The organism is Paenibacillus sp. GCM10027629, assembly GCF_042676425.1.
Taxonomy (GTDB): Bacteria; Bacillota; Bacilli; order Paenibacillales; family Paenibacillaceae; genus Paenibacillus_K; species Paenibacillus_K terrigena.
This window is the reverse complement of sequence record NZ_JBHTGZ010000012.1, coordinates 138,469-161,277: the sequence shown is the minus strand read 5'-3', so window position 1 is coordinate 161,277 and position 22,809 is coordinate 138,469. Positions and strand designations below refer to the sequence as shown.

Here is a 22,809-nt window from a genome sequence, read left to right as displayed (position 1 = left end):
TAGGGTAGATTACTTCATGATAGGAATGATACAGAATGGGAATAACGTTGCCACTCGCATTCAGGGTGAAGATGGAGCGACTATTAGGCGAAGAATTTGAGGCATTCATGACCTCTTACGATGCGCCAAGATTTTATGGGATTCGTGTGAATACACTAAAAATAGCCGTTGGTCAATTTAAGGAGCTCTCACCGTTCCCGCTTAGACCCATTCCTTGGGTGCTAGAGGGGTTCTATGTGGAGGAAGATGCGCGTCCAGGCAAACATCCATATTATCATGCGGGGCTCTACTATATCCAGGAGCCGAGCGCGATGGCGCCTGTTGAATTACTAGAGATTGAAGCGGGTGACCGGGTCCTTGATTTATGTGCGGCACCAGGCGGCAAGTCGACACAAATTGCGGCAAAGCTCGCTGGGACAGGCCTTCTCGTGACCAATGACAATAATGCAGACCGTACGAAGGCCTTAGCCAAAAATATGGAGCTGTACGGCGTACGAAATGCGGTTGTACTGAATGCGCTGCCAGAGGAGATTGCACGTACGTTCAAGCATGCTTTTGATAAAATATTGATCGATGCGCCATGTTCGGGGGAAGGTATGTTCCGGAAAGATGAAGACATGGCTAAGCAGTGGGAGAAGCATTCCGTCGAGAATTGCGTCCTTATGCAGCGCGACATTTTGAGGACTGCCGCTTCGCTTCTCGCTCCCGGCGGTCGCATTGTTTATTCGACATGCACGTTCTCCCCTGAAGAAAATGAAGCAATGATCGCAGAATTTGTAGAGCGACATCCTGGATTCCATATCGTGCCTGTTACGAGCACTAGCGGCTTCGCGGCGGGCAAAGGGGAATGGATTCGTACTTTAACGGATGCTTCGGGAAAAGCTTTTGAAGAAGAGACGATTCAAGCCGTGAACGATACGGGCAGACTGTGGCCGCACCTTGTTGAGGGGGAAGGACATTTCCTCGCTGTGATGCAGCATGATGGCTCTGAAGTGCCCCAGGAAGACTTCGTGGATCAATCATCTAAGAAAGACAAGCGCAGCAGGGAACCCGAAGCCAAAACAAAATTGACAGCGGATGAACGAGAACAAGTAGAGCAGTTCATGCGCAATCATCTTCGGATTGAATTATCGGGTGAGCTTGTGCGTTTCGGACAACATGTTTACATGTCGCCTGTGGGCCAAGACCGCTTAACCGGTTTGAAAGTGGTAAGGCCTGGATTCTTCATTGGGACGTTAAAGAAAAACCGCTTCGAGCCCTCGCATCCTCTTGCTACAGCATTACACCCGCAGGAGGTTGTAAGACGCATTGATCTACAATCTAGCACGGATGAAGCGGTCCGTTATTTGAAAGGCGAGACATTATCGATCCCTGTAGAACGTGTGCAGCTTGCAAATGAGAAGATAGCTGCAAAAGGATATGTGCTCATCTGTATTGACGGTTATTCTGTTGGATGGGGCAAATGGATCGATGGCATGTTAAAGAATGAATACCCAGCTGGGTGGAGGTGGACATAAATCGATGAGAAATACGATTCGATTAGATAAAGTGCTTAGTCATATGGGACTTGGTACGCGCAGTGAGATTAAGAAATGGGCCAAGCAGGGCAGAATTACGGTGAATGACCGCGTGATCAAGGATAACGGATTACAAGTCCAGCCGGAAGAAGATATTATTATGCTGGATGGTGAGCGCGTACACTACCGGGAGTTCATATATCTGATGTTGAACAAACCAGCAGGGGTAATCTCCGCGACAGAAGATCGGCATGACCAGACGGTCATTGATCTACTGGATGACGAAGAACGCGTCTTCGAACCATTCCCCGTGGGGCGCTTGGACAAAGATACCGTAGGACTATTGCTCTTAACGAATGACGGGAAGCTCTCCCACGAGCTGTTATCTCCCAGGAAGCATGTCCCGAAGACCTATATTGCGAATGTTGTTGGAGATGTCGGGGAATCAGATATTGCAGCATTTATAGAGGGTGTTACATTGGATGATGGGTATGTCACGAAACCTGCAGAATTAACGATTCTAAGTCACGATCGTTCGGGACCCGAAGTGGTCTCCAGAATCCAATTGACCATTACAGAAGGCAAATTCCATCAAGTTAAGCGGATGTTTGAATCCGTCGGTAAGAAGGTCGTCTATCTCCAGCGGATCTCGATGGGCTCTTTGATACTCGATTCAGCGCTTGAGGAAGGTCATTATCGTGAGTTGACAAAGGAAGAGCTAGCGGGCCTTAAGCAAGAGCGGGAATAGCCGGGAAATATAGAAAGGCCAAACAGAGGCCAAAGAGATAGGAGCAGAAGCATATGAACCGTTTTCAAATGATTGCATTAGACGTCGATGGTACATTGATTAATGATCATCACGAAATTACACCCAAAACAAGAGAGTCGGTTCTCGAGGTCGCGAAGCAAGGTGCAGAGATCGTATTATGTACGGGACGCAACCCGAGCAGCACGATTCCACTGCTGGAACAATTAGGACTTGTTGGGACGGTCATTACACATAACGGCGCTGTGACGATGGAATCGGCCACACGTAAGATTATTCATCAGTATGTGATTGCAGATAGCGAGCTAGCCCCATTCAAGGCGTATTGCCGAGAACATCACTATCATTTTGATCTCAATACGGCCAATGAGCTGTATGTTGAGCGGAAAGATATTCTGACAGAAGAAGTGCTCGCAATGTACGGCAAATTCTATGTCGTGCCATTGGTGCTACCCGTGGATGGATCACTAACAGACCAGATGGTCAAAATGACGGCTTTCGGTACGAAAGAGCAGATGGATGAGCTTGAAGCCGAGTGGAATACATGGATGCATGAGCTCACGATTATTCGCAGTGGGGATTATTTCATTGATATTATGCATGCGAGAGCCTCGAAGGGGAATGCGCTGAAGTATTGCGCTGCAAGTCGAGAGGTAGACGCTAGCGCAATCTTGGCGATCGGTAACTATTATAACGATATTACGATGCTTCAATTCGCGGGTGTGGGGATTGCGATGGACAACTCTCCTATCGAAGTAAAAGCAGCTGCTGATGATATTACTTTGAGCAATAATGAAGATGGTGTCCATTTGGCGCTTGTGAAATATTGTCTCTAATTCATTATTTCGATTCCATTTTGATAAAAGAACTGGCTGCGAGCCAGTTCTTTTTGGTATCTTCTATGGATTAGGGTTTCCAGTTGCCTAATGCGGTGTAGCCGTCTGCGACGTGGTCTTGATTGAACTGGAGGATGGTCATGTACTGGCTGAGGAGATTAAAGGGTCCTCTTTGGGTGCTTGTACCGCTGCTGTAGATAGGATGGAAGATAGTGCGATAATGACACAGGATATCATCAAAGAGAAAATGTGATAACAAAAAGAAAAAGAGGCGTTCCTTCGTAGTAACCTACGGATTAGAATGCCTCTTTTGTGTGCATAGGATCATGCGTAATCCCCATTGATGCAAGATCGAATCATCTATTTAGATGCTGGTTATATCGTACGAGAGAATCTTTAGATGCATGCACACGATACGATTACTAACAAGATAAATAATACAAGAATAGTAGCTGCCGAAGTGAAAAATCCACCGCCTACTCCGCCCATTGCATAATTCCTCCTTTATATCTTGTTTCTGCGAAAATGAAGATCCAGGGGGCTGGGTGTATATCTCCATCTTCGAATAATCTATAGTATGATGCCGATTTTTATAAGATTGGACGTTTATCCCGAGTCCGTAGAAATGGGCGTTCGAATACTTCGACGTCTGGTGGGAATCCTAGAACTGGAATAAGTGGAAGCAAGAAATGAAGAAGGAGTGACGGAGGAATGAATATCAACCTACGACCTGATCTGAAGACATCTGGTGGTGAAGTGCATGATATCGTCTTGAATCATCGATATGTCGGAACAATCTCGCTCATCTATCGCGAAGGAGAACGGGTGGCAGGTTCTGTTCAATTGGAGCAAGATTCTCTGTCACGCGAGGAGAAGCCTGATGTCTTAGAATTTATTACCCAATATGTGCAGGGTCTTGCAGGTGCGTTGTCCGCACCCAAATGCGATGTATTTGTCTCGTACAGCCCTTTTGAGACGATTGTATCAACGAGTGAAGAAATTGAGGATCAGGCGATCGTTCATGAATGGTACCCGGATGAGTTGGAACGAGAAGTAGACTTAGAAGTCGAGGAAGAGGACGAGACGGATTTTGAGCGGATTGAAGAATTTGCTGAAGACGAAATTTTAAGACTTGAGGTCATTAGCGCAGGGCGTCATGTTACTGTCTATGAAGTATACGACATGGAAGATGATCTGCTGGCTGTATCTGTGGTGAAACAGTATGGTGCAGATGCGATAGGTGAAGTTCGATGGGACCGTCTACCAAGTGAAGAAGAGATGGATCAATTAACCGCACTGATCGTCCGTGATCTAGATGAACAATTGATGGATACCATTCATCTGGAAATGAAGCTGGGTGACATGCAACTGCAGACGATGGCGTTAACGCATGAAGATTTGCTGGAGGACGGCGAAGACGAAGAATTTGAAGAAGATGAAGAAGAAGAAGCTGAAATTTTCATGAATGCTTCTTTGATGGAACATACCTTTGAAGGCTATTCGATCGAACCTGTGCGTGACGACAATCTTGTGCTGACCTATGCAATATATCATCATGAACGTTATGGTTCCGTTCCCGTAGGGATTGCTACCGTAGATATAGGCGATGAAGGATTAAGCGGATTTATCGAGCTGGATGTTCCAGGCACAACGGAGGATCGTGCACATATGTGTACGCTGCTCATGCGCGAATTAGATAAATCGGTGGAATATGAAGCACTGCACTTGACACTGATGTTCCGGAATGAAGTCATTGATGAAATTCAGTTTGAGAATGAAGTGGATTAAATAAGACGGAAGCCCTGTCGTTCCTTGATTTTGGAGCAACAGGGCTTCTCTATGTCTTGCGATGAAGTGAATGAGCTTACGGAAGACGTAAGCCTTTCGGATAGTGGTTCTTCAGTTGACCACTGCTGGCTTTGCCCCAGCCGAGCGGCAGGCCATTCACGGTCACGAGCGCCCAGCCTTTGTGATCCGGCGACACCGGCAGTGTCTCGCCGCGCAGATACGCGGCGATCTCAGGGGCATCGGGCGCGAAGTCATAGACGAGCCGCGCCCACGCAGGGTTCACAGCGAGCGCCAGCGCATGCGCTGGCTCGATACGGTTCTTGCGGATCGTGCCGAGGTGCAATCCGGCACGTGGGATGCGGAGGCCGCTAAGCTGTGCGGCCGACAGGGAGCTGCCGCCCGCTTGCGGCAGCTCGTACAGCGCTTCGCCGAAGAGAAGCGCATCGCCCTGGCCCGGCGCGAAGCCGGGCAGTTCCTCGCGGGCCCACGCGAGGAACTGGGCCATGCCCGCCGCCGCGGGAGCGGCGGGCTGGCCCTTGCCGCGCGGCGCACGCTCCGCCTTGCGGCGGCCGTGCGCGCTGTGCGCGTCGCCCGCAGCCTGCGGCTCGCGGGCACCACCCTCGCCTGCTGCTGCGCGCAGCACGGCGACAAAATGGCCCTCACCGCGGTGCTCGTGAGGCCAGATGCGCTCCGTTCCCACTAGCGTGAACGCGGGGAACGCCGCCAGCAGGCGTTCAATCGTCAGTTCATTCTCCTGACGATTGAACGTGCAGGTCGAGTAAGCCAGCGTACCGCCTGGCTTCAGCATCTTCACCGCTTGTTCCAAGATGTCCCACTGGCGCGCCGCGCACATGTCGACATGGGCCTCGGACCATTCTTGAATGGCGTCAGGGTCCTTGCGGAACATCCCTTCACCGGAACATGGGGCATCGAGCATAATCCGGTCGAAGAACGAAGGGAAGCGTGCCGCGAGCTCATCCGGCGTGGCGTTCGTTACGACGGCATTAGGCACGCCCATCCGTTCGATGTTCTCGGCGAGTATTTTGGCACGTGCAGGGTGGATTTCGTTCGCGATAAGAAGCCCTTGTCCTTGCATTTTGCCTGCAATATGAGAGGATTTCCCGCCTGGTGCTGCTGCTAAGTCTAGAACAACCTCTCCGGGCTGTGGGTCCAGCATCTCCATAGCAGACATCGCAGACGGTTCTTGAATATAGTACAAGCCTGCGGCGTGATAGGGGTGTTTGCCTGGGCGATGGTCTCCGTAATAGAATCCCGTGCTGCACCAAGGGACAGGTTCCAAGTCAAACATCTTGCGGAGCTCTGCTGTAAGCGCACTACCGATCTCTGTCTTCAAGGGATTGATTCGTAATCCTTGTGTTCGTGGGTCGTCATAAGACAGCAAGAAACGCTCCGCGTCTTGACCGAGGAGCGTGCGCATTTGTTCGATATACGTTGAGGGTAAAGATGTTGTCATTGTCGTTCCTAAACTCCTTGCATAAGATTTTAAACTTTGTGGGGTTAATTTAAAATATAAGGTCTTATAAGTTTCACGGATAAACTGTTCTTATATTTCTCGCTTAAAAGCTTTCCGTCTTTTGAATGGACGACGAAATCGTTTATGTTTATCCCAATCGGGTTTTGCGGTCAGGTTTGCTCGTTGAACCTTGGAGGTCCGCATATGCTGTTACTTTATTTTTGCCTGTTGTCTTGGAGTGATACATGGCCTGGTCGGCTTGTTTCACTAATTCTTCTGTCGTTACACCTTTGCGAAGGGTGCTGTGTCCGACACTGATGGTGACAATGCTCTCGGAGGCGACACGTCGTCGAATGGTCTCAGCGACTTCTTCGACTTTGGCGTCCTTATCTACAACGAGTGCGACGAGCTCTTCCCCGCCATAACGCCCCGTAATGCCAATGCCTTCGAGCTCCTCCGTCATGATATTCGCAACCTGTTTCAGTACGCCGTCAGCCCGGTGGTGACCTTCGGTGTCGTTCAGCTTCTTGAAGTTATCAATATCGCTAAAGATGACACTTACTCGGAGGTTCTCATGAATATAGTGGGAAGCAACTTTGTTGAAATAACGACGGTTGTATAAGCTGGTTAATCCGTCCGTAATCGAAGAGCGGTAGACGGATTGCAGCAGCTCGACGACACGGTCGAACAAAATAAAGTAGAGCAGCGTATAATAAACAATTGGCAGTAGATTATGTGTCAGTTCAATGAAAGCCGAAGGCTTCGTTAAGACGTGGTTGCCTAGCAAATTGAGCGCGAGGATTACACCGTACAGCACAAGGCTGCTATAATATTTAAGCTGCTGCCTGATTCGTCTGCCTAGGGTCAGAGCAAAGATGAGGCACAGGACCAGATTGTACGCTTGCAGCGGCCAGACGCCTGCGAAATGATCCGTCGGAGGACCGCTTAAGAACAGCGGATCGATTAGCAGTTGAACGATCGGCAAGATGAGAATTCCCATGACGAGCAGACAACAATAAATGACGGTACGCTTCGAGTTGCGATTATATAGCTGATAGATCGCCAGGTTCAGAATGATAAACGATAAGGTCTGCAAGATTTCAACGAAGTAGCTTATCGCTCGGGCTCTTAAGATCTCATTTATGCTAAAATGGATGTTTATTCCTTGATATGTCATAATGAGTAGAAAACCAAAAATGAGATAAAGGTATGCTTTTTTTCCTTGTTTTCGATACATTCGAATGGACAGCAGGATCATGATGAACATTATGTATATAATGCAAGATGACGAGAAGGCTTGTCCGATCGTACCTGTGAAGAAATTCGCCAATGTTGACATGCATCTACGCTCCAATTAATGATGATCGATTTTACGATATAATTCTGTGTTCAACCCTTTATAATCTACGTGTTACTATATCATATTCGGGAGGACATTGATATGAAACTGTTGCAAGCTTTGTTCTTTCCGCCAGAGCAACCGGGCGGAGTGTCTTCTATGATTCCTTTTTTTCAGGAACGGTTTCAGAAGCCAAATTGGGAGATGGAAATATTCTCGATTCCCAAACGTGTCCGCAGTAAAGGGCATGAAGAAGTAACGTTTACCACATTTGATTGGCACCAATTCGAAGAGAATTCAACGGTGCAAAAATATATTCAGACGATTCGTGATTATATATGGTGGTCCAAGATGCGTCTGAAGCAGTCATACGATGTCATTCACGCGCATCACCCGATTGCGGCGCTTGTCCTTAAGAAGCTCTTCCCAGATACGCCTGTCGTGATGACGATTCACTCGAGTTATGAGCGAGAGCTCATATTGAACGGGAAAATAGAAGAAGGCGGGATCGAGCATCAATTCCTCACATCGCTCTACCGCGAGCTTGAACATCATATGGATCAGATCCTGACGGTATCCGAGTCATTCAAGCAGTATCTGTCTACATATATGAATCACCCTGATCGTATTATCGTCATTCCTAACGGTTATGATGAGCGCCGATTTAAGCCGATCTCTCACGAGAATGAGGTGCCGCAGCTAATAACCGTGTGTCGGCTAGTCCCGGCCAAAGGACTCGACATCCTCCTGCAAGCGTGTGCAGAACTCAAAGCGCGAGGCCATTCGTACGTCTTACACATTATCGGAGACGGTCCAATTCGAACGGAGCTGGAGGAGCTTGCAGTGAGCCTTGATATTTATGATGAGACCATTTTTTATGGCTATATGCTGCATCCGGAACAGTTCATGCCGTTCTCGGATATCTTCGTGCTCCCTTCAAGAGCCGAGGCGTTCGGCTCGGTATTCGCCGAAGCTGCGCTCTGTTGGCTCGCCCTTGTCGGAACGGATGTGGGGGGCATTGCAGAGCAGATCGAAGACGGTGTGAATGGTCTCTTAGTGCCGCCTGATCAGCCGACAGCGCTCGCAGATGCATTAGAGAAAATGATGGGCGATCCGGTCTATCGTTATCAACTTTCGCGTGCGGGATGGGAGAAAGCGAAAAAATCCTATTCTCTGACACGCGTTGTGAATGAATTGAAAAATATTTATCTGCAAGTAAATCGAAAATCCTAGTGTTTGAATGAAGTCGTCTTGGGGGGGAGCTGTATTGTCTGATTTTCGATTTATTCATGCCGCAGACCTTCATCTCGACAGTCCTTTTCGAGGGATGTCTCACGTGCCGGATGCAATTCGAGAGAGGTTGCGCGCATCGACCTTTACGGCATTTACGAACTTAATTGATCTGGCGCTGCGAGAACAGGTTGATTTTGTCGTATTCAGTGGAGATGTCTATGATGCGGCAGACCGATCGCTGCGAGCACAGCTTCGATTGCAACGGGAGCTGCAGCGATTGGCAACTGCACGTATCCCCGTCTATATTATTCATGGCAATCATGATCCCGAAGATGGGATGCATGCCGAATTAACATGGCCAGATACGGTACATTTTTTAAGTTCGAAAGAAGTTGAGACGATAATCGTATATCGGTGTGGACACTCAGAAGCTTCAGAACCTGAGGCCATCGCAGCGATCTGCGGAATTTCGTACGCACATAAGGCCTTGCATGAGAATGTTGCGTTATCCTACAAACGTCTCGCGGGCAGCTCACTTTTTCATATTGGACTACTTCATGGGAATGTGGACGGGGATGTTGGGCATGACAACTATGCACCCTGCGCGAAGAGGGATTTGATCCAAGCGGGGATGGATTATTGGGCACTTGGTCATATCCATTTACGACAGATTCTGCACGAACAAGAGCCATGCATTGTCTATCCAGGCAACATTCAGGGTCGGAGTGTGAAAGAAGCAGGGGCCAAAGGCTGTTATATCGTCCATGTTATGGAAGGGCGTCAGACTCGCCTGACATTCGCACCGCTGGATGATGTACGGTGGTATACGGAATCCATCTCGATAGAAGGGTTAGAATCAGAACAAGCGCTGAAAGAACTTGTGGAACAAGTGATGCAGAATTGTAGAGAAGCCTCGCTTGGACGTATGTCGGTTCTTCGATTGTTCTTGCATGGTAGAGGATTGCTGCATCGCAAGCTTGAGCAGAACGGTTTTGTGCAAGATCTGCTTCAAGTTCTTCGCGAAGAAGAGGAGTATGGGGTTTCTGCAGAAGGTGAGACTTCTAATATCGTCTGGCTCGAGTCGCTTCAGGTGGATTCTGGTTCTGAGGTGGATGTGGAGCATATCCTTGAAGCGGATAGTTTCCTCGGCGAATTATTTCGGATGGCTAGACAGACCAATCAGGACCTGGATCTCTATGAGGAGATCATGGATCAAGCGATGGAATCGATGCAAGGCCATACCCGACTGCGGCATGTTATCGAAGAACTGAAGGATTCAGAAGATGGACGGGCACTTATCGGACGGGCATGTGAACTAGCGGCGGTCTTGCTGGAAGAAGCTGATCCAAGAGCAGGGGGCGAAGCTTCTTGAGAATTAATGGCCTCTATATGAACGGATTTGGTGCGAAGCACCAAGTCCATATGCAGATGGATTCAAAGGTTACAGTCATATATGGCAATAACGAGGCAGGTAAAAGTACGCTTTTAGGGTTTATCAGGGCGATGTTATATGGGATTCCTTCACGGACGTATATGAGTGAACGTTACGAGCCTGTATATGGCGGTCTCCATGGCGGACGGCTCATGTTACAAGATTCTCAAGGTAATGAATGGACAATTGAGCGCTACGATCGTTCCAATACAGGAGGCATGTCCTCTACAGGCATTTCATCCTCTGGTGGTTCACTCTCTGGAGAAGGCAAACAGCAGAACCTATTGATTCGTGTAACCGATAAGCTAGGTCAAGTGAGGTTCTGCTCGCAGCAGGACTTAGAACGAGAGCTGTTAGGCGGTTTATCCTCTGAGTTATTTCGAAGTCTATTTGCTGTATCGCTGACCGAGCTGCAAGAGCTTCGAACACTTCAGTCGGAGGAATTGAGCGGTTTCTTATATCATGCGGGCATAGGCGGCGGAAGAAGTCTTATGCAGGCGGAGCGCAAACTAACGCAAGATATGGACAAGCTGTTCCGTCCGAAGGGTCGGAATCAAGATGTGAACAAGATTTTGCAAGCCATAGATCAGCTGGAGAAAGATATTCGGCACAGCAAATCCTTCATACAGAGATACAATGAACACGTCATGATGTTAGAACAGGCGGATGTGGAAATTGCAGACCTGGCGATGGAACTTGAGGCAAGTCGAGTAGAATCCTCGCGAATCATGCGGGCAAAGGGAATGCGTGAGAATTGGCTGCGTGCAAGACGAATTGAAAGAGAGCTTGCCGAGCTGCCTGTATTTAGAGCATTTCCTGAAGATGCTGTGAATCGGACGCAGCAGTTAACGATGGAACGCGATGCGTTAGAGCTTCAATTGAAGCAAACCGAAAGGTCGATGACGAAGCTACAAGAAGAGATGTCCGGTCTTGTATTCGACGATATGCGATTGAATGACCTCCCTGAGGTGGAGAGGCTGCTTCACATGGCGGAGTCTATTGAAGTGAAACGATACGAATGTCGGGAGCTGCAGTCGGAGCGGGAAGCGGCGGAGCGCGAACTCTCCCGATTACTTCGGATGATTGATCCGAGATGGACGGCCGATCAATTAAGAAGCTTCGCGGCCACGATTGAGCTGCGAGAACGGGTGAGAATCGAGCGGGAACGGCAGCTTGCAGCGGACCGTCGGATCGAAGGGCTGCATGCAGATAATATGCGGCTTGGCCGACAACTGGAGGCTGCCTCAGCCGATATTTATGCGTCTCAGCAGAAGTTAGTCGCGCATCAAGACGCAGGTGGCCGACGATTTACGCATTTACGTCCAACATCAGCTGATGAGGGACAGCGATTGTGGTCCATGCTTCAGCATGAAGTTCAGAAATGGAATCATCAGATGCTCACATATCGTGCTATGCGCGCGCAGCGGGAAGCGGAAGAACACGCACAGGAGCATTCCTCACAGCAGGTGCGCGCATTACACGCTAAAATGCAAATTGGAGCTATGGTACTTACCGTTTTGATTCCATTGTTTTTTGTCATGGCCAAGCAATGGGCATTCGGTATTGGCTCGTTGCTTGGGTTTCTGATATTGGATGGATATCTAATGTTTGGGACTCGCAGTGGATCGAGACAGGTGCGGAGCCATTCGAGAGGACGCTCCCGCCGAGGGAATGTTAAGTTTTCAGAGTCAGATTCGGATACGGAATTAAGGGATCTAGGACTAAAAATGATCAAGTCGATCCAAGAAATTATCGACGTGCCAACAGATCATGAAGCACAGCCATCGCTTGAGCATGCGACTCTTCACGATCTGGAACGGTTCATTGCAGATCAGATGGTGCAGTTACAGAAATCGGTTGATCCTTGGCTGCAATGGATTCGGGAGGAGAGACATCTAACCGAACGACATCAAGAGTATCGAAGCATTGAGCAACGATTGCGGGATCAATTGGTGGAGACGGAAGAAATGATCGAACAGAACCTGATAGAGGAAGAGGCGCATCATCGAAAGTGGGAAGCTTGGTTAACCAGCCAAGGGTTACCAACGACGCTGTCCCCTGACGCGGTGCTTGAAGTAATTCAGTGGACGGAACAAGGGTTGACCTTACTACAGCAAATCGATCGACTGCGGTTGAAAGAGCGTGAAGTATTGGGCCAAATGTCAGCGTTCGATATATCCGTTGCTGAGATAATCGAGGATCCATCACTTCTTCGTGCAGAAGAACGCATGTATGCGCTTCGGTCGTATAAACAGCAATTGGATCAATATGCAGAAGCGAGACGGCTATGGAGTCAGAATAATAAGCAGTTCGCTGAGCTGACTTCGGCACGAGAGGATGTCATCTATCGTAAAGATCAACTCGATCTGAAATTGAGATCCTTGTTCGAGGAGGCTGATGCGAAGGATGAAGAAGGTTTACGTCGTCATGCGCGGCTGGTGGAACGTAGAGAACAGTTGGTGGCCATGCAGTGGGAACTGGCGAATCAGCTTGGAGAACAAGATCAACTCACCGCAGATCTGATTGAACTTCTGGAGATCGATGATCCCATCCTACTCGATCACTTGATGGCGGAGTCCGATGAACGCATCAAGCAATTTGAATTCACATATCTAGAAAAGCAAGAACAACGCGGCCGTCTTCTGAATGAACTTGACTCCATCAGGCAGCGCAGTGAACATGCTGATGCGCTTCAGCGATTGGAGGAGCAGCGTGCAGAACTGCGCGCTTTAACAGAGCGGTATGCTATATATGCCATTTGCAACACCCTCTTGCGCAAGACGCGTCGTATTTATGAAGACGAGAAACAGCCGCAAGTGCTGAAGCTAGCGTCGCAATATTTTGCCGAGATGACGGAGGGGAAATACCATAAGATCATTGCGCCGCTCGGCGAACGACGGATGCTAGTAGAACAAGCACAAGGCCAATTGATCGATAGTTCACTCCTTAGCCGTGGGACCGCCGAACAATTATATCTCGCGATGCGGTTTGCACTTGCAGAGACGTTTGCGAGTCATCCGCATATGCCATTATTATTGGATGATTTATTCGTGAACTTTGATGCGGATCGATTAAGACAAACTTTACGCGTGCTGAAGTCTCTTGCAGAGCGTCATCAGATTATTCTAATGACCTGTCACGCACATATCGTCGATGCGGTAAGACAACATTTTTCGCATGCCGAAATTCAGTATTTGGAAGCAGAGTCAACGAACTTATCGTTTCTTTAAGACAATCATGACGAGCCAGACAAGGCTGAATAAACCGAATAGCGGATATAATACGGACAATAGTGAACTAAATCCGAACTGACTGATTAGATAAGAGATGATCATGAGCAGCAAGGTAATGATGGGTGTCGAGAGGCGGATGCGCTGCTGAATTTGCAGGGTAACTCCGTATACATCGGCGACGAACGTGGTGAAGATCTCAGAGAAGATCAACAGTAAGTATACCATTTGAGCGAATAATCCTAATTGGTAGGCGATTTTACCCATAGGGATTTCAAATTGTGTAATGCCCGGCATATAGGCCGAGAGTGCAAAATGGCCTGATAAGAGCATGAATCCAATCCCAATTCCGCCAAGGATGCCCCCTGTACGAATTACACCGCGTGAGGGCATCTGGGCACCTAGTGGGACGAGCACAGCTTGCGCCATCGCGAGATTAAAGGCAGAATAAAGGAAGGGTGCGGCCCAAGTGGCTGTCCAGCTTTTGTCCACAATTAAAGTAATCCAGCGGTTCGCCGATGGAGAATCGAGCGTATTTAGGACAATTAGGCATGTAAATATGAGCATTAGCGGTACAACGATAGAATTTAAGGTCAGAATCGCGTTCATACCTTTGCGCAGGAGAAAGAATGTAGCGATTAGCGTAAGCAGCAGCCCCGTCTGGTAATGGATATTAAAATGTTCCACGAATAGGGAGCCTGCACCTGCGAGCATAACGCTGTTCACACAGATGAGCACGATCATCAAAAATAAGCTTATTACTTTCCCAGCGGCTTGTCCGAATAAATGTTTGTTCAAATCTTCATAAGAATTTGCTCGAATTTCATGGGCAATAAGCATAATTTTCGTGCCAAGCCATACAAATAGCACTGTTGCGATAAGTATTGTCCAAGGGGCAAATCTTCCATATTGTGTGAAGAATTGCAGGATCTCTTGCCCAGTGGCAAATCCAGCGCCGACAATGGTTCCGATATACGTAAAAGCAATTTGTAATACTTTGATGATATTTCTCAAGCAGCTTCCGCCTCCAAAAAACGCAGTTTGTCCCTCTTTACAGCCTATGATGGGTGCGGATGGGACATGACTCGAAAGATGAAGGGGATGGGGAATGGAAGGGGTTTTCTCATGCAAGGAGCATTACATTTTCTAAGTGAGTATGGGTATATAGCTTTGTATTTACTGCTAGCTGCAGGAATTGTGGGTATTCCTGTTCCAGATGAGACACTGATGCTTGCGGTGGGAGGCTTGTCCGTTCATGGACACTTTTCATACAGCATGGTGCTGTTCGTGAGTTTCTTCGGCAGTATGACGGGGATGTTAATTAGTTATACTGTCGGCAGAAAGGTCGGGAGCAATCTGTTGCAGCGTTACGGGAAATGGATTCATTTGCCCCCGGAACGTCTCGCCAAAGCAGAGCGTTGGTTTCATAAATATGGCGGACTAAGTATTGTGTTTGGATATTTCATTCCAGGCATCCGGCATGTTACATGTTATTTTGCGGGTGTTACCCGTGTACCATTTGCCAAATATTTATGCTTTGCAGCGAGCGGTGCGCTTATTTGGTGTTTCGTATTCATTACGCTCGGCCGGTTCGTCGGCTCGAATTGGAATGTGATTCATCGCTTTGTGCGGCATCACATGGTACACAGCATCTCCATTCTCGCGATTCTGATTCTTGTTATTGCGTTAATCCTCGTAAGACGCAAAAAAGCTGTGTAGACATCGTTCTACTCAGCTTTTGTTACTTGAAATAACTTTATTGATTGTACGAGATGCGTCATCGGATCAACGTCGAGTTTAAGCAACGCATCTTTGGCATTATAGCTAATAACATAGTCGGTTTCACGGTCGGGCTTGCCTAGTGCTTTGATGACTTGATCTGCATGTTGATTGATCCGAATGCCACGAAGTCCAGTAGCGACTTCTTTCTGGAATACTTCGACGAACTCTACGGTATTCGATGTATTGAACCCAATGGACATGCCGTTGTATTCATAGATTTCAAGTGGCGCATCTTCATCGTCCATTTTATAATGATCACTAGGTTTACCAAGTTTATTCGTAATTTTGTCTTTGGACTCGGATAAGGCAATACCGGCTAATTTGGGATTCTGAGGGTCAAAGGCAGGCTCTTCTTGTTTCTTCGTTGCTTTGCTCGAATCCTTAGAATCTTTCGTGTTTTTAGTATCTTTGGAGGATGAGATTTCTATTTTATTCTTACTTGGTTGATCGATCGCATCGTTCGGGTCGCCGGATTCTTGATTGGTATCGGCTAGCTTTGCGGGTTCTTTGTCACTTGATTGCTGAACCTTGGATGATGTCTGGCCGTTTGTTAAGGATGCTGAATCCATGTGACTTCTACAAGAAGGCAAGATCGCAAGGCTTAAGATCAATCCAATATAAATCAATTTTATCGGTATTTTCATTTGGGTATGCTCCTAAGTGAAAAATTATGTATCAGTTCTACTTTATTAGACGGAATCACGCTCTAAAAGTTACGGATAAAAGGTTAATTTTTTTGCTTGAATGAATTTCAAACGTATGTTAACTTAACTTACATAATCCGCATTCGGAGGTATAACGTATGGAAGCGTTGAAACAGCGAATTTTAGAAGAAGGTATTGTCTTATCCGATCAAGTACTGAAGCTTGATGCGATTCTCAATCATCAAATTGATCCGAAGCTTACCACAGTCATGGGTAAGGAGCTTGCTGCAAGGTTTCGGGATCAGCAGGTGACGAAGATCATGACGGTAGAATCATCGGGAATCCCCATTGCATTTGTCGTTGCTGCAGAACTTGGTGTTCCGCTTGTATTTGCACGTCGGAAGAAGACACTTGTCGGGGATACAGAGACTTACAGCGAACGTGTTCCTTCTTTTACCAAGGGCATTGTAACGGATATTATGGTATCGCGTCAATTCCTTCATGCGGATGATCGCATTCTGTTCATTGACGATATTATTGCGAATGGCGATGCGGCACGCGGTTTGATCAAAATCATTGAGCGTGCAGAGGCAACCCTCGTAGGTATGGGTGTTGTGGTCGAGAAATGTTTCCAACAGGGCGCGTCTTCGATTCGAGAACAAGGCGTAAGGCTTGAAGCTCTAGTAAAAATTAAGTCTCTAGAGGATGGGAAGGTCCAATTCCAAGAGTAAATTTACAATTCCCGGGGGAAAGAGTCTCTTTCATCCCTGTCAGTTTTGACTTATAATAAGGAATATGGGAAGGGAGGCGACCGACTATGGGGAATGAACAGGTTTCTGAAGCATTTTTCATGAAGAAGTTAAATGACGCGAAAGTCCATTTTGAACGTGCCTTGGATTGTAAGCATACTGAATTTGACGATCTTTATCCCTATATGATTGAACACCCTCAATTTTTCTGGTACAAACGCTATGTTGCTTGGTCGGAGCTGCTCACGATTGTTAAATTATGCGATGAGCTTGGATATGAATGGAACAGTCATTTCACGCCGCATCAAGTGTCATACGTAAGAAATCGGGTAATGTCGTCGAAGGTACTTGATTACTGGTTCGAGACGAATGATTTGAAGAAGCATGTAGAACAATAATCAACCTACAGGGACTGAACAGCTTGCTGTTCGGTCTCTTTTTTGAAGGAGAATATACGATGGAAGTATTAACAGACGAGCAGTTGAATCAATATCGAATCGATGGAACGAAGGTCCGCGTAGTGCGTGATGCGCTTGAAATCAATGATGTCATTGGGATTGTTGTCGCGTGGGATGACAGTACCGTGATGATAAGACGGCCGAATAAACGAATTGTGAAGCTCGACCGAAGCTATTCGATTACGCCTTTTACGATGGAACGCATAAATCCGTTCGAATAAATGAAACCCACGGGATTGGGACAACGTAATATAATCTAGCTCTGCGTGTGAACAGGGTCCGAAAGGGAGTGTATGAATGAATTGTCCAGTATGTCATGATACGCGAATGCGTGAGGTGGAGAAGGATGGGATCTTAATTGACATCTGTCCAACTTGCAAAGGCGTATGGCTTGATCGTGGAGAGCTTGAGAAGCTGATGAGCGGTGTTCGTGAGATCAGACCGGCATTCAATCAATGGTATGATGAGCACGACGATCATCCTAGAAGAGATTCCTATGATGATGACCGACATCGTTACGACTCACACAATAATTCTCACAATCACAATCAACCACATTACAATAACAAGCATAAGAAGAAAAAATCGGTTCTGGACGTATTCGGGGACCTATTTGATTGATGTATAACGTCGTCTCATCAAGGGGCGACGTTTTATTAATATTCTTAAACGCCTCTATGTGGTAAAATGATGAAAAAGTAGAGGTGACACATATGCTTGAATTGATAATTTTTATGATTTTTATTATATCTGCAATAGCAGTTCTGATTGGGATTACTATGGGAAATAAAAGATGGAAAGCAGCAGAAGCAGTAGATTGCCCAATATGCGGAAATAATTTCAAGTTAATCGGTGGGAACTTCAAATGCACAAAATGCAGAAAAAGGATCGTTAAAACATCTGATGGTCAAATAAAAGCTTCTTAAAGCACCTTTGAAGTGCACCCCTTAGAATAGACATTGGAAAAACCCTTAGGTTAATCCGATGTAATTCTAGGGGTTGGCGCTGATTAAAGAAATTTGCAACGTATTGACGTCCATAAATTGGCGTGGTAATATAAATCTCACGTAGTTGGAGGCGCGCACGGCTAAAATGAAGCGCGGTCGACGGAAAAGTGTAGCGATAACCTATCGTTAGCCTTTCGTCAGCCGTCCGAAAAAGTCTTACGCGGAACTTCGAATATTACGCGGTGTGAAATCGCGAAATACTACGCCATATATGCGGTCATGGCGGAATTGGCAGACGCGCACGGTTCAGGTCCGTGTGGTAGCAATATCGTGGAGGTTCGAGTCCTCTTGACCGCATCATCTGAATCAATTAAACAGGTCTTTAAATTACGAATGAGTAATTTAAAGACCTGTTTTTTATGTTGTCGAGATTTGAAGCGTATTGCTCATCTCTTGGGCCGACAAAATTCTTCGAGCTGTTACGACTCTCCTAACTGCCCTGATTCCCGTCGCCGCCGACTAATGAATACCAAGGACAATGCAATGACCGTGAGGATGATCCCAAGTATTCGAAATCCTTCGAAGCTGAAGTTGCCCCCCATTACGATACCTATCAACAATGAAGAGAGAATAGTTCCTAGGTATCTTGATGTATTAAATATTCCAGATGCTACGCCGATCATTTCTTTTGGAGAACTTTGGAACAAGGCTGCTTGCATACCGACATTGTTCAACCCGTTGCTAATACCGAATGCAGCTAACGCCAGACATACACTGATAACCGGTGAAGTTTGATTCAAAGTCACGATCCACACTGACCCGAATGTCATCAGGATTCCAGACACGAGCAATGCTGGCCTGGGTCCTGATTTATCGATCCATCTGCCTGCTATTGGAGACGTGATGAGTGAGCACAAGCCTAAGCTTAGCATGAGAATCCCTGTATGGAACTCGCTGACATGACGTACCATTTGCAGGTAGGAAGGAAGCCCGAAAAAGAGCGAGTAAAAAAGTACGTTAACGAGCATGAATTCGACATTGACCCAAGTCATCGCAGGATATTTGGCGAATGTGCGTAAAGGAATAAAGGGTGACTTCGCTTGTAACTCATGTCGTACGAAAGCCACAAGCAGCACGAGGCCTATTAGTCCGACAATACCATTACTTAATGAGATTTGCCCAGATGATTTTGCTGAGAGTAATCCAACGAGTAGGGCAACCAGACCTAATGTGAATAGCAGGATCCCTGATGCATCAATCAAATCCAACCATTTACGAAAGGACATGCCCTGTGCAACGGATGTTGACGGTTCATCTTTAGGAATATTCCTCCAAGCTAATAGAAAGCTCACCACCACGAACGGAATATTAACAAAGAAGATAGCAGGCCAGCCCCACCAGTGAATCATGACCCCGCCAATAAAGGGTCCAATGGCTGCCGCTCCAGATAGGAATATGGACAAAACCGATAGTGCAGTAGCTTGGTTCTCCGTAATATGAATTCGCACAATGGCCATACCAACGGCAACCATCATGCTTGTTCCGATGGATTGCACAACGCGGAACACGATGAGCCACCCAAAGTTTGGTGATAGTGGAGCTAATAATGATGCAACGAAGGCTACAACAAGCCCGGTAAGAAATATCCTCCTGCGACCGAATAAATCGCTGGCCTTTCCCATGACAGGTTGAGCGATAGCACTTGCAATGTAAAAGGAAAAAATAATCCAGGAAACAACGGTAAAGTCAAGTTGGAACACATGTTGCAGCCTTGGAATAGCAACTGAAACCATTGAAGAATTTAAAGGGTTCAACAGTATCCCAAGGCCAACGGAAATCATCAACCACCTGCTGTGAACATTCATTTTTGGCCCCCTCCAGTGTATTGATGTCATCGTACTTGAAATCGGTTATTTATTCCAACGCATTCTATGTTATGATTTCATTGATTCAAAGGAATGAATGGAGGGTGTGGAATGGAGCTTCTTCAACTGCAATATTTTATCGAGGTCGCTCGAGTGGAACATGTGACCGAAGCTGCAAGAAGTCTACACGTTACGCAATCATCACTAAGCAAGACGATTCAGCGTCTGGAGGAGGATCTAGGGGTCCCTCTATTCGATCGAATAGGGAGGAAGCTGCGACTGAATGAGTTCGGAAGCAGCTTCCTTCGCCGTGTAGAAAGGGCTTTGTTTGAATTGGAACAGGGGAAGCAGGAGATTAGAAATTTATCCAGCCCGGAACATGGTACACTCGAATTGGCGGTGACCGCCGCAAGCACGTTACCCAATATCCTTCGAGAGTTTCGGAAAAAGCGGCCCCATATCCAATTTCATGTGCAAATGTTGACTACGCAGGAAATGGTTACGCTTCTTCATCGAGGAGAAGTCGATTTCTGCTTGTCCTCACCTCCTATACAAGGGGACGACATTGAATGTCAAATCGTGTTCAATGACCCAATCCTTGTAGCTGTTCCCAAGGGGCATCGGCTGGCAGACCGAAGCAGCATATCCTTGATAGAACTAAGGGATGAGTGTTTTGTAGGCGTAAAAAGAGGCTATGGTACTCGCGATTTAGTGGATGCTGTATGCAAATCGGTGGGGTTTGTACCTAGATATGTGTATGAGGGAGATGAACCTGCAAGGCTAAGTACGCTTGTAGAAGCAGAAATTGGCATAGCCTTCATGCCAAGCACGGCAAGGAATTCACGGGAACATGTCACATATCTCCAAGTTGAAGATCACGAGTTGGTGCGAGAGATCGCATTAATATGGCATAAAAGCCGATACATATCGCGGGCTGCTCTGGAATTCCGTGAGGTCGTTTTAGACTATTTTGGGGCGATATCCAAACAGACAATCTAATCAAGTTGCACCACTTTAACAAACACTCCGGAAATGGCCGGAGTGTTTTTGCTGTTCTTAAGCCAAGTATTGGAGAACCTTGTTTGCCCTGCATACTTTGGACGGTTCCATCAAAAAATGAAGGTATTCAGCTTTGAAATTGGAGGGAGTATTATGAAATGTAGAGGATATAAAACGCGTCTGTTTACCTGCTTGATGGTGATTGCCATGGGCTTAATGCAAGGTGTTCCCCAAGTGGCAACCGCTACAGGAAATCCCGATCCCGTAAGTCAAGCGCTGCAGCAGAAGAAAATTGCACTCGTCATTGACGACTTCGGGAACAATATGAAAGGAACAGAGCAAATGCTCAAGCTGCCGATCTCCTTCACGGTAGCAGTCATGCCGTTCTTGCCAACGACCAAGCAAGATGCAGAGATGGCGCATAAATTGGGGCATGATGTCATTGTTCATATGCCGATGGAGCCTAAATCCGGAAGGGCAAGTTGGCTGGGGCCAGGGGCGATCATGACGTCAATGTCGGATCAAGAGATACGTAAACGGTTGGAAGCGGCCATTCAAGAAGTCCCACATGCCATCGGAATGAATAATCATATGGGCTCCAAAGTCACTGGAGACGAGCGCGTGATGCGCGTTGTGCTGCAAGTCTGTAAGGAACGGGGATTGTTCTTCCTTGACAGTCATACCAATTATCATACGGTTGCGCCACGAATTGCCAGAGAACTGGGTGTCCCGATTGCTGAGAACCAGATGTTCCTGGATGATAGCATTACAGTGAAGCATATCTCAGGTCAGGTTCGTAAAGTCGAGGCGTTCATGCAGAATCATGACCAATGCATTGTCATTGGCCATGTCGGTACGGGCGGTATGACGACGGCATCGATCCTTGCCGGTTCACTGCCGAAGATGAAGTCGATGTTCCAGTTCGTAAGAGTGGCTGAATTCGCCAAAGCTCACAAGAGCGATAAGTAGTATTGTAATGCACCTGCAATGGTGCTTGCGATTGCGGTCTGTTCCTTCGGGTCGCATAACATGCGGCGATCCTCGCTGTTGCTGATAAATCCGGTCTCAATAATCACAGCAGGTTGGTTTACTCGACGCAGCAAATAGAAGGGTTTGCCACTTTGCATTTCCATATGGGTGCCGTAGTGTTTGTTAAGCGCATTTTGAATAATGTTCGCGAGCATGATACTACGGCCTTCTTCTTTATACAGGACAACGGGCCCACGACGGCTGCGATTTTTGTTCCAATTGACATGTAGACTGACGAGCATTTCGGTTGGAATTTCTTCCGTCAATTGTCTGCGTTGTGCTAGGTCTCTGCGATGTCTGGATTTATTGTTCAACCAATGGTTATCTTCACTAAGTGCATAGTCGCCTGTGCGATTCAGAACGGCATGAATACCATGCTTCTGAAGCATTAAATACAAGCGTGTTCCGATTTCTAGATTAATGTTCTTCTCAAGAATATTCTCATGACTTGTTCCGCCATCAATTCCGCCGTGACCAACGTCAATCACAATGACGGGATGGGTGAATACTTCGTTCATCGATGCAGGTTCCGCAGCGGCTGATGAACTCCAGGTATGACAGCTAATAAAGATAAGGATACTTGTAAGAAGAAGGCGATGGAATGTTCTAATTTGTTTCATGCTGCATTAAATCCTCCTTGAAAAAGCTTCCTGAATAGGATGCGCAAAATGAAAGAAATGATGCGCTAAGTTTATTTTTTGTACCAATGGAGCATGCTAAG

The 22,809-nt window shown here is 47.0% G+C and carries 22 protein-coding genes and 1 tRNA gene; 16 read left to right on the top strand and 7 right to left on the bottom strand.

Annotation, left to right across the window (positions count from 1 at the left end):
- Positions 1 to 35 precede the first annotated feature (35 nt).
- From ACFQZR_RS21355 to ACFQZR_RS21345, 3 genes are read left to right on the top strand one after another with little or no spacing between them, the layout of a single operon-like run.
- Positions 36 to 1,517: an RsmF rRNA methyltransferase first C-terminal domain-containing protein gene (locus tag ACFQZR_RS21355; RefSeq protein WP_379349713.1), complete on the top strand. Its 1,482-nt coding sequence runs from the start codon at positions 36 to 38 to the stop codon at positions 1,515 to 1,517.
- Positions 1,518 to 1,521: 4 nt separating this feature from the next.
- Positions 1,522 to 2,265, top strand: a complete 744-nt coding sequence (locus tag ACFQZR_RS21350) for a pseudouridine synthase (RefSeq protein ID WP_379349711.1) — start codon at positions 1,522 to 1,524, stop codon at positions 2,263 to 2,265.
- Positions 2,266 to 2,318: 53 nt separating this feature from the next.
- Positions 2,319 to 3,119 (top strand): Cof-type HAD-IIB family hydrolase, encoded by an 801-nt coding sequence (locus ACFQZR_RS21345; RefSeq protein WP_379349709.1) that lies wholly within the window; start codon positions 2,319 to 2,321, stop codon positions 3,117 to 3,119.
- A 396-nt stretch (positions 3,120 to 3,515) separates the two neighbouring features.
- Here the strand turns inward: ACFQZR_RS21345 and ACFQZR_RS29010 are convergent, their stop codons facing one another.
- Positions 3,516 to 3,608, bottom strand: a complete 93-nt coding sequence (locus ACFQZR_RS29010) for a sporulation protein YjcZ (RefSeq protein WP_483874915.1) — start codon at positions 3,606 to 3,608, stop codon at positions 3,516 to 3,518.
- 222 nt (positions 3,609 to 3,830) lie between these two features.
- On the opposite strand from ACFQZR_RS29010, the gene ACFQZR_RS21340 reads away from it, so the two are divergent.
- Positions 3,831 to 4,907, top strand: coding sequence for a hypothetical protein (locus tag ACFQZR_RS21340; protein WP_379349707.1), 1,077 nt, complete (start codon positions 3,831 to 3,833; stop codon positions 4,905 to 4,907).
- A 76-nt stretch (positions 4,908 to 4,983) separates the two neighbouring features.
- Here ACFQZR_RS21340 and ACFQZR_RS21335 read toward each other — a convergent pair whose 3' ends face one another.
- Together ACFQZR_RS21335 and ACFQZR_RS21330 are read right to left on the bottom strand one after the other, a co-directional pair.
- Positions 4,984 to 6,381: an RsmB/NOP family class I SAM-dependent RNA methyltransferase gene (locus ACFQZR_RS21335; protein WP_379349704.1), complete on the bottom strand. Its 1,398-nt coding sequence runs from the start codon at positions 6,379 to 6,381 to the stop codon at positions 4,984 to 4,986.
- Between the two features lie 148 nt (positions 6,382 to 6,529).
- Complete coding sequence (locus tag ACFQZR_RS21330) at positions 6,530 to 7,720, bottom strand: GGDEF domain-containing protein (protein ID WP_379349702.1); 1,191 nt, start codon at positions 7,718 to 7,720, stop codon at positions 6,530 to 6,532.
- A 102-nt stretch (positions 7,721 to 7,822) separates the two neighbouring features.
- Here ACFQZR_RS21330 and ACFQZR_RS21325 point away from each other — a divergent pair, with 102 nt between their 5' ends.
- Genes ACFQZR_RS21325 through ACFQZR_RS21315 form a run of 3 tightly spaced genes read left to right on the top strand, consistent with a single transcriptional unit; the run spans position 7,823 to position 13,615 of the window.
- Positions 7,823 to 8,953: a glycosyltransferase family 4 protein gene (locus tag ACFQZR_RS21325; protein WP_379349700.1), complete on the top strand. Its 1,131-nt coding sequence runs from the start codon at positions 7,823 to 7,825 to the stop codon at positions 8,951 to 8,953.
- A gap of 34 nt (positions 8,954 to 8,987) precedes the next feature.
- Entirely contained in the window at positions 8,988 to 10,325 is a 1,338-nt protein-coding gene (locus tag ACFQZR_RS21320) for a metallophosphoesterase family protein (protein ID WP_379349698.1), read from the top strand.
- The gene (locus ACFQZR_RS21315; protein WP_379349696.1) at positions 10,322 to 13,615 is read left to right on the top strand and encodes an AAA family ATPase; all 3,294 of its coding nucleotides are present in this window, start codon (positions 10,322 to 10,324) and stop codon (positions 13,613 to 13,615) included. The genes ACFQZR_RS21320 and ACFQZR_RS21315 overlap by 4 nt, the downstream gene beginning before the upstream one ends.
- Here the strand turns inward: ACFQZR_RS21315 and ACFQZR_RS21310 are convergent.
- On the bottom strand, positions 13,601 to 14,629 hold the full coding sequence (locus ACFQZR_RS21310; protein WP_379349694.1) for a YkvI family membrane protein: 1,029 nt from the start codon (positions 14,627 to 14,629) through the stop codon (positions 13,601 to 13,603). The two genes, ACFQZR_RS21315 and ACFQZR_RS21310, sit on opposite strands and share 15 nt — an antisense overlap.
- Positions 14,630 to 14,740: 111 nt before the next feature.
- Here ACFQZR_RS21310 and ACFQZR_RS21305 point away from each other — a divergent pair, with 111 nt between their 5' ends.
- The gene (locus ACFQZR_RS21305) at positions 14,741 to 15,334 is read left to right on the top strand and encodes a DedA family protein (protein ID WP_379349692.1); all 594 of its coding nucleotides are present in this window, start codon (positions 14,741 to 14,743) and stop codon (positions 15,332 to 15,334) included.
- Positions 15,335 to 15,342: 8 nt separating this feature from the next.
- Here ACFQZR_RS21305 and ACFQZR_RS21300 read toward each other — a convergent pair whose 3' ends face one another.
- Complete coding sequence (locus ACFQZR_RS21300; RefSeq protein ID WP_379349690.1) at positions 15,343 to 16,041, bottom strand: hypothetical protein; 699 nt, start codon at positions 16,039 to 16,041, stop codon at positions 15,343 to 15,345.
- Between the two features lie 158 nt (positions 16,042 to 16,199).
- Between ACFQZR_RS21300 and ACFQZR_RS21295 the strand changes: the two genes are divergently transcribed.
- The 6 genes from ACFQZR_RS21295 to ACFQZR_RS21270 all read left to right on the top strand — a co-directional run bounded on the left by ACFQZR_RS21295 (position 16,200) and on the right by ACFQZR_RS21270 (position 18,552).
- On the top strand, positions 16,200 to 16,772 hold the full coding sequence (locus ACFQZR_RS21295; RefSeq protein ID WP_379349688.1) for a xanthine phosphoribosyltransferase: 573 nt from the start codon (positions 16,200 to 16,202) through the stop codon (positions 16,770 to 16,772).
- 86 nt (positions 16,773 to 16,858) lie between these two features.
- Positions 16,859 to 17,188 (top strand): hypothetical protein, encoded by a 330-nt coding sequence (locus tag ACFQZR_RS21290; protein WP_379349686.1) that lies wholly within the window; start codon positions 16,859 to 16,861, stop codon positions 17,186 to 17,188.
- Between the two features lie 59 nt (positions 17,189 to 17,247).
- Positions 17,248 to 17,469, top strand: a complete 222-nt coding sequence (locus ACFQZR_RS21285) for a hypothetical protein (protein WP_379349684.1) — start codon at positions 17,248 to 17,250, stop codon at positions 17,467 to 17,469.
- A 76-nt stretch (positions 17,470 to 17,545) separates the two neighbouring features.
- Complete coding sequence (locus tag ACFQZR_RS21280; RefSeq protein WP_379349682.1) at positions 17,546 to 17,869, top strand: TFIIB-type zinc ribbon-containing protein; 324 nt, start codon at positions 17,546 to 17,548, stop codon at positions 17,867 to 17,869.
- 92 nt (positions 17,870 to 17,961) lie between these two features.
- Positions 17,962 to 18,174, top strand: a complete 213-nt coding sequence (locus ACFQZR_RS21275) for a hypothetical protein (RefSeq protein WP_379349680.1) — start codon at positions 17,962 to 17,964, stop codon at positions 18,172 to 18,174.
- 294 nt (positions 18,175 to 18,468) lie between these two features.
- Positions 18,469 to 18,552: transfer RNA gene (locus ACFQZR_RS21270), tRNA-Leu, on the top strand.
- Positions 18,553 to 18,674: 122 nt separating this feature from the next.
- On the opposite strand, the gene ACFQZR_RS21265 is transcribed toward ACFQZR_RS21270, so the two are convergent.
- A complete protein-coding gene (locus tag ACFQZR_RS21265) occupies positions 18,675 to 20,060 on the bottom strand; it encodes an MFS transporter (protein WP_379349678.1) in 1,386 nt (461 codons plus the stop codon).
- A gap of 111 nt (positions 20,061 to 20,171) precedes the next feature.
- Between ACFQZR_RS21265 and ACFQZR_RS21260 the strand changes: the two genes are divergently transcribed.
- Together ACFQZR_RS21260 and ACFQZR_RS21255 are read left to right on the top strand one after the other, a co-directional pair.
- Positions 20,172 to 21,059, top strand: coding sequence for a LysR family transcriptional regulator (locus ACFQZR_RS21260; protein WP_379349676.1), 888 nt, complete (start codon positions 20,172 to 20,174; stop codon positions 21,057 to 21,059).
- 153 nt (positions 21,060 to 21,212) lie between these two features.
- Positions 21,213 to 22,028 carry a divergent polysaccharide deacetylase family protein gene (locus ACFQZR_RS21255; RefSeq protein ID WP_379349674.1) on the top strand — a complete coding sequence of 272 codons (816 nt, stop codon included), beginning with the start codon at positions 21,213 to 21,215 and terminating at the stop codon, positions 22,026 to 22,028.
- Here the strand turns inward: ACFQZR_RS21255 and ACFQZR_RS21250 are convergent.
- Entirely contained in the window at positions 22,010 to 22,708 is a 699-nt protein-coding gene (locus tag ACFQZR_RS21250) for an N-acetylmuramoyl-L-alanine amidase family protein (protein ID WP_379349672.1), read from the bottom strand. The two genes, ACFQZR_RS21255 and ACFQZR_RS21250, sit on opposite strands and share 19 nt — an antisense overlap.
- Positions 22,709 to 22,809 lie beyond the last annotated feature (101 nt).

What these genes read in the sequence shown, in the direction of transcription:
- ACFQZR_RS21355 (WP_379349713.1), top strand. Translation starts at nt 36, where the DNA reads ATGGGAATAACGTTGCCACTCGCATTCAGGGTGAAGATGGAGCGACTA.
- ACFQZR_RS21350 (WP_379349711.1), top strand. Translation starts at nt 1,522, where the DNA reads ATGAGAAATACGATTCGATTAGATAAAGTGCTTAGTCATATGGGACTT.
- ACFQZR_RS21345 (WP_379349709.1), top strand. Translation starts at nt 2,319, where the DNA reads ATGAACCGTTTTCAAATGATTGCATTAGACGTCGATGGTACATTGATT.
- ACFQZR_RS29010 (WP_483874915.1), bottom strand. Translation starts at nt 3,608, where the DNA reads ATGGGCGGAGTAGGCGGTGGATTTTTCACTTCGGCAGCTACTATTCTT.
- ACFQZR_RS21340 (WP_379349707.1), top strand. Translation starts at nt 3,831, where the DNA reads ATGAATATCAACCTACGACCTGATCTGAAGACATCTGGTGGTGAAGTG.
- ACFQZR_RS21335 (WP_379349704.1), bottom strand. Translation starts at nt 6,381, where the DNA reads ATGACAACATCTTTACCCTCAACGTATATCGAACAAATGCGCACGCTC.
- ACFQZR_RS21330 (WP_379349702.1), bottom strand. Translation starts at nt 7,720, where the DNA reads ATGTCAACATTGGCGAATTTCTTCACAGGTACGATCGGACAAGCCTTC.
- ACFQZR_RS21325 (WP_379349700.1), top strand. Translation starts at nt 7,823, where the DNA reads ATGAAACTGTTGCAAGCTTTGTTCTTTCCGCCAGAGCAACCGGGCGGA.
- ACFQZR_RS21305 (WP_379349692.1), top strand. Translation starts at nt 14,741, where the DNA reads ATGCAAGGAGCATTACATTTTCTAAGTGAGTATGGGTATATAGCTTTG.
- ACFQZR_RS21300 (WP_379349690.1), bottom strand. Translation starts at nt 16,041, where the DNA reads ATGAAAATACCGATAAAATTGATTTATATTGGATTGATCTTAAGCCTT.
- ACFQZR_RS21295 (WP_379349688.1), top strand. Translation starts at nt 16,200, where the DNA reads ATGGAAGCGTTGAAACAGCGAATTTTAGAAGAAGGTATTGTCTTATCC.
- ACFQZR_RS21290 (WP_379349686.1), top strand. Translation starts at nt 16,859, where the DNA reads ATGGGGAATGAACAGGTTTCTGAAGCATTTTTCATGAAGAAGTTAAAT.
- ACFQZR_RS21285 (WP_379349684.1), top strand. Translation starts at nt 17,248, where the DNA reads ATGGAAGTATTAACAGACGAGCAGTTGAATCAATATCGAATCGATGGA.
- ACFQZR_RS21280 (WP_379349682.1), top strand. Translation starts at nt 17,546, where the DNA reads ATGAATTGTCCAGTATGTCATGATACGCGAATGCGTGAGGTGGAGAAG.
- ACFQZR_RS21275 (WP_379349680.1), top strand. Translation starts at nt 17,962, where the DNA reads ATGCTTGAATTGATAATTTTTATGATTTTTATTATATCTGCAATAGCA.
- ACFQZR_RS21265 (WP_379349678.1), bottom strand. Translation starts at nt 20,060, where the DNA reads ATGAATGTTCACAGCAGGTGGTTGATGATTTCCGTTGGCCTTGGGATA.
- ACFQZR_RS21260 (WP_379349676.1), top strand. Translation starts at nt 20,172, where the DNA reads ATGGAGCTTCTTCAACTGCAATATTTTATCGAGGTCGCTCGAGTGGAA.
- ACFQZR_RS21255 (WP_379349674.1), top strand. Translation starts at nt 21,213, where the DNA reads ATGAAATGTAGAGGATATAAAACGCGTCTGTTTACCTGCTTGATGGTG.
- ACFQZR_RS21250 (WP_379349672.1), bottom strand. Translation starts at nt 22,708, where the DNA reads ATGAAACAAATTAGAACATTCCATCGCCTTCTTCTTACAAGTATCCTT.